Origin of the sequence: Frankia gtarii, assembly GCF_025403375.1 — a bacterium.
Classification (GTDB): domain Bacteria; phylum Actinomycetota; class Actinomycetes; order Frankiales; family Frankiaceae; genus Frankia; species Frankia gtarii.
In genome coordinates, this window is the sequence record NZ_JAMPTM010000376.1 from 1 (window position 1) to 5,268 (window position 5,268).

The 5,268-nt window shown below is 72.8% G+C and carries 4 protein-coding genes; 3 read left to right on the plus strand and 1 reads right to left on the minus strand.

Annotated features, from left to right (window positions below):
• The first annotated feature begins 50 nt into the window (after nucleotides 1-50).
• Entirely contained in the window at nucleotides 51-1,232 is a 1,182-nt protein-coding gene (gene glgA / locus NBZ83_RS29785; RefSeq protein WP_261571176.1) for a glycogen synthase, read from the plus strand.
• Nucleotides 1,233-1,304: 72 nt separating this feature from the next.
• Here the strand turns inward: glgA and rfbB are convergent, their stop codons facing one another.
• The gene (gene rfbB / locus NBZ83_RS29790) at nucleotides 1,305-2,309 is read right to left on the minus strand and encodes a dTDP-glucose 4,6-dehydratase (protein WP_261571173.1); all 1,005 of its coding nucleotides are present in this window, start codon (nucleotides 2,307-2,309) and stop codon (nucleotides 1,305-1,307) included.
• 248 nt (nucleotides 2,310-2,557) lie between these two features.
• On the opposite strand from rfbB, the gene NBZ83_RS29795 reads away from it, so the two are divergent.
• Together NBZ83_RS29795 and NBZ83_RS29800 are read left to right on the plus strand one after the other, a co-directional pair.
• A complete protein-coding gene (locus NBZ83_RS29795; protein WP_261571174.1) occupies nucleotides 2,558-4,168 on the plus strand; it encodes a circularly permuted type 2 ATP-grasp protein in 1,611 nt (536 codons plus the stop codon).
• Complete coding sequence (locus NBZ83_RS29800) at nucleotides 4,162-5,109, plus strand: alpha-E domain-containing protein (RefSeq protein WP_261571175.1); 948 nt, start codon at nucleotides 4,162-4,164, stop codon at nucleotides 5,107-5,109. Before NBZ83_RS29795 ends, NBZ83_RS29800 begins: the two co-directional genes overlap by 7 nt.
• Nucleotides 5,110-5,268: the final 159 nt, after the last annotated feature.

Genomic DNA, 5,268 nt, shown 5'->3' on the forward strand with positions numbered 1-5,268 from the left:
CCTCACCACCCACCCCGTTTTCACTCATCCCGTCGATGGAGAGGCAGGCCATGCGCGTCGCGCTGCTCACCCGCGAGTTTCCCCCGGACGTCTACGGCGGGGCGGGTGTGCACGTCGAGTACCTGGCCCGCGAGCTCGCCCGGCTGGTCGACCTCACCGTGCACCGGGAGGCGGCCGCCGGCGGGGATCGGGTCGTGGTGGAGGCGCCCGGCGGGTCGGGCGTCGCCGCGGTGAGCGCCCACCCGAGCTGGGCGGCGCTCGCCGGCACCGACGACGTGCTGCGCACCCTGTCGATGGACCTGTCGATGGCCGCGGCGGCCGCCGGCGCGGACGTCATCCACTCCCATACCTGGTACACCAATCTCGGCGGGCACCTCGCCGCTCTGCTCAGCGGCGTGCCGCACGTGATGACGTCGCACTCGCTGGAGCCGCGCCGGCCGTGGAAGGCCGAGCAGCTCGGCGGCGGATACCAGCTGTCGTCGTGGTGCGAGCGGATCACCATCGAGTCGGCGGCCGCGGTGGTCGCGGTGAGCACCGGGATGCGCGACGACATCCTCGGCGCCTACCCGGCGGTCGACCCGGCGCGGGTGCACGTGATCCGCAACGGCATCGACACCGAGGAGTACCGACCCGACCCGGCGACCGATGTGCTGGAGCGGCACGGGGTCGACCCGGAACGGCCCACGGTGATCTTCGTGGGGCGGATCGCCCGGCAGAAGGGTCTGCCGGTGCTGCTGCGCGCCGCGTCGGCGATCGACCCGCGGGCGCAGCTCGTGCTCTGCGCCGGCGCCCCGGACACCCCCGAGCTGCTCGCGGAGACCACCGCGCTGGTCGACGGGCTGCGCGTCGAACGCGACGGCGTCGTCTGGCTCAACGGGATGCTGAGCAAGCCCGAGGTCATCCAGCTCCTCAGCCACGCCGACGTGTTCGTGTGCCCGTCGGTGTACGAGCCGCTGGGCATCGTCAACCTGGAGGCGATGGCCTGCGGCACGGCCGTCGTCGCCTCCCGGGTCGGCGGCATCCCGGAGGTCGTCGACGACGGCACCACCGGGCTGCTCGTCCCACCCGACGAGCCCAAGGCGCTCGCCGACGCCGTCAACACCGTGCTCGCCGACCCGGCACGGGCGGCGGCGATGGGCCGTGCCGGGCGGGCGCGGGCGGTCGACGAGTTCGGCTGGGCGGCCGTCGCGGAGCGCACCGCGGAGCTCTACGCCTCTCTCGCCGGCGGCTGACCGGCGGCTGCGGCAGCCGACCGGCGGGGCCGCTGACCGGCGGGGCCGCCGCGGGTCAGCTCCGCCAGGCGGTCAGCTCCGCCAGGCGGTCTCGGAGACCGGTGAGCGGCCCAGCAGCGGCCGCCACCAGGACTCGTTCTCCTTGTACCAGGCGATGGTGGAGCGCATCCCCTCGCTGAAGTCGATCAGCGGTGACCAGCCGATCTCGGTGCGCAGCTTGGTGGAGTCCAGCAGGTAGCGGCGGTCATGGGAGGGCCGGTCCGGCACGATCGTCTTCAGCGACGCCGGCAGGCCGAGTTCCGCGAGGACGGTGTCGGCGATCGTGGCGATGTCGGCCTCGACGCCGGAGCCCACGTGGTAGGTCTCGCCGACGCGGCCACGGTCGAGCACGGCGTCGATCGCCCGGCAGTGGTCCATCACGTGCAGCCACTCGCGCCGGTTCGTCGTCGACGCGTACAGGGGAAGCTGCTCGCCCTGCAGCGCACGGGTCACGAACAGCGGGATGACCTTCTCCGGGAACTGGTACGGCCCGTAGTTGTTCGAGCAGTTGGTGATCGTCACCGGCAGGTCGTAGGTGTAACCGTAGGCGCGCACGGCGTGGTCGCCGCCGGCCTTCGCCGCGTTGTACGGGGTGCGCGGCAGGTAGGGGGCGTCCTCGGTGAAGGCCCCCGGGTCGTTGAGGTCCATGTCGCCGTAGACCTCGCAGGTGGAGATCTGGTGGAAGCGGGCGATACCCACCGTGCGGGCCGCTTCCAGCAGCGTCTGGGTGCCCATCACGTTCGTCGAGAAGAAGTCGCCCGGCCGGATGATCGCCAGACTGTTGTGCGACTCGGCGGCGAAGTTCACGATCACATCGACCGTGTGCTCGCGCAGCGTGGACTCGACGAGCTCGCGGTCGCGGATGTCGCCGTGGACGAAGGTGATGCGCTCCGCGACGTCGGCGAGGTTCTCCCGGCAGCCCGCGTAGGTCAGGGCGTCGAACGCCACAACGGTGTCCGCCGGGTGGCGCTCGCGCCAGTAGCGGACGAAGTTCGACCCGATGAACCCGGCGGCTCCGGTCACCAGCAGCGTCGACATCGTTCGGCCTTTCGGTCGGCCCGCATGCGGCGATGCACGCGGTGGGGGATGGGCGGGCGGTCCGTGGCCATGGTCTCGCGGCCCGGGCGGGCGGTCGGCGGCCATGGCCTCGCGGCCTGGGCCGGACGGGTTCAAGTCTGCCTGGAGGGCGTCGCGGCGGTCGGCGCCGGGTCGGCGGTGACCTGCCCATCCTGGTCCGCGCCCGTGACGTCATGCGGAGGTAACACGCGCAAATTACGCTCAGGACTGTGGCGGATCTGTTCGAGGGCTATCCGGCGGAAGCGGCGGCCACGGCGGCCTGGGACGAGGTGTTCGAGGCGTCGAACACCCCCCGGGAGGTGTATTCCGCCCTCTACGACGCGTTGCAACCCCTCAGCAGCGCGGACCTCGCGGCCCGCAAGGTGGCCCTGGACCGGGCGTTTCGGGACGCGGGCATCACCTTCAACCTCTTCGGTGAGGAGCGGCCGTTCCCCCTGGACCTCGTGCCGAGGCTGCTCGCCGGGGACGAATGGGACGTCATCGAGCGTGGCGTCACCCAGCGGGTCCAGGCGCTGGAGGCGTTCCTGGCGGATGTCTACGGGCCGGCCGAGGTGCTCGCCGACGGCATCGTGCCGCGCCGGCTCGTGCTGACCAGCGCCCACTTCCACCGCGCGGCCCACGGCATCGACCCGCCGAACGGGGTGCGGGCGCACGTGTCCGGGATCGACCTGATCCGCGACGAGCAGGGCGGCTTCCGTGTCCTGGAGGACAACGTCCGGGTGCCGTCCGGGGTCAGCTATGTGATCGAGAACCGCCGGGCGATGACCCGGGTGTTCCCCGAGCTGTTCGCCACCCACCGGGTGCGCCCGGTCGCCGACTACGCCACCCACCTGCTGCACGCGCTGCGCGCCGCGGCCCCGCCGGAGGTCGCCGACCCGACGGTCGTCGTGCTCACCCCGGGCGTGTACAACTCGGCGTACTTCGAGCACGCGCTGCTGGCCAGGCAGATGGGCGTGGAGCTCGTCGAGGGCCGTGACCTGTCGGTGCGCGACAACAAGGTCACCATGCGCACCACCGAGGGTGAGCAGCCGGTGCACGTCGTCTACCGCCGGGTGGACGACGACTGGCTCGACCCCCTGCACTTCCGGCCGGAGTCGATGGTCGGCTGCGCCGGGCTGGTCAACGCCGCCCGCGCCGGCCACGTGACGATCGCCAACGCGGTCGGCAACGGGGTCGCCGACGACAAGCTGATGTACACCTACGTCCCCGAGCTCATCCGGTACTACCTCGGCGAGGAGCCGATCCTGCCGAACGTCGACACCTACCGGCTGGAGGACCCGGACCAGCGGGCGTACGTCCTCGACCATCTGGATTCCCTCGTCGTCAAGCCGGTCGACGGCTCCGGCGGCAAGGGCATCGTCATCGGGCCCCAGGCCAGCGACGCCGAACTGGCCGAGCTGCGGGTGCGGGTCAGTGAGGATCCCCGCGGCTGGATCGCCCAGCGGGTCGTCAAGCTGTCGACGTCGCCGACGCTGACCGACGACCGGCTCGGCCCCCGGCACGTGGACCTGCGCCCGTTCGCCGTCAACGACGGCAACAAGGTGTGGGTGCTGCCCGGCGGGCTGACCCGGGTCGCGCTGCCGCGGGGCAGCCTCGTCGTCAACTCCAGCCAGGGCGGCGGGTCCAAGGACACCTGGGTGCTCGCCTCCGAGCGAAACCCGCGCGAGCCGGTGCTGCCGATGGCCCGTCCGCCGGGAGCCGGCGCCCGCCCCGCCAGCGGCCCGGACCTCGGCCCGGTCTCCTCCGACCAGCAGCAGCAACAGCAGCAGCAGAACCAGGCCGCCCCCCCGGCCGCCGCCGCCGGGAGCCGAGGATGCTGAGCCGGATCGCCGAGTCGCTGTTCTGGATCGGCCGGTACGTGGAGCGGGCCGAGTCCACCGCCCGCATCCTCGACGTCCACGTGCACCGGGTGCTCGAGGATCCATGGCTCGACGCGGGCTCGGCCGGCCGCGAGCTGCTCGCCGTCATGGGCCAGCCCGCCACGTTCGACCAGCAGGTCGACTCCCGCACGGTGACCGAGATCCTCGCCTACGACCCGGCGCGGCCGTTCAGCATCACCGGGGCGCTCTCGGCGGCCCGGGACAACGCCCGCGGCGCGCGCGTGGTCGTCTCCAGCGACGTCTGGGAATGCCTCAACGCCACCTGGAACGACCTGCCGCACACCGAGGGGCTCGCCCGTCGGCTGGGCCCGCACGTGTTCTTCCGCTACGTCCGCGAACGCACCGCGATGCTCGCCGGGCTGGTCGACGCCACCCTCGCCCGTGACGACGGCTGGCGTTTCCTGGTGCTCGGCCGCAGCCTGGAACGCGTCGACATGACCTCCCGGCTGCTGTCGTCGAGCATCAGCGACGACCCGCACTCGCAGAGCTGGATCAGCCTGCTGCGCTCCTGCGGCGCGCACGAGGCGTATCTGCGGACCTACCGGCGCGCCGTCGACGCCGCCCGGGTCGCCGAGTTCCTGCTGCTCGACCGGCTGTTCCCCCGCTCGGTGTACTGGTCGCTGGCGCTGGCCGAGGACATCCTCGCCGAACTCGACGGCGGCCGCGGCCGGCCCCGGTCCACCGTCGACGACGCCGCCCGGCGGATGGTCGGGCGCACCCGCACGGAGCTGGAGTTCCACAGCGTCGCCGAGCTCGTCGAGAACATGCCGGACCTGCTCGCCTCCCTGCAGGGCACCTGCTCGATGGTGAGCGCCGAGGTGACCACCCGCTACTTCGCGCGGGAGGCACCGCGATCCTGGGCGACGGAGGTGCCGGCATGAACCGGCCGCCGCGGTTGACCCGCCCGGCCAGTCCCACCCGGGTGATCCGCCCGGCGTGGGGCGACGCCGCGACCCGGTGGACGCGGCGGGCCCCGGCGCCGCGCCGGGGGCGTCCGGCGAGCCCGACCCGCTCGGTGGGTCCGACCCGGCCCACCCGAC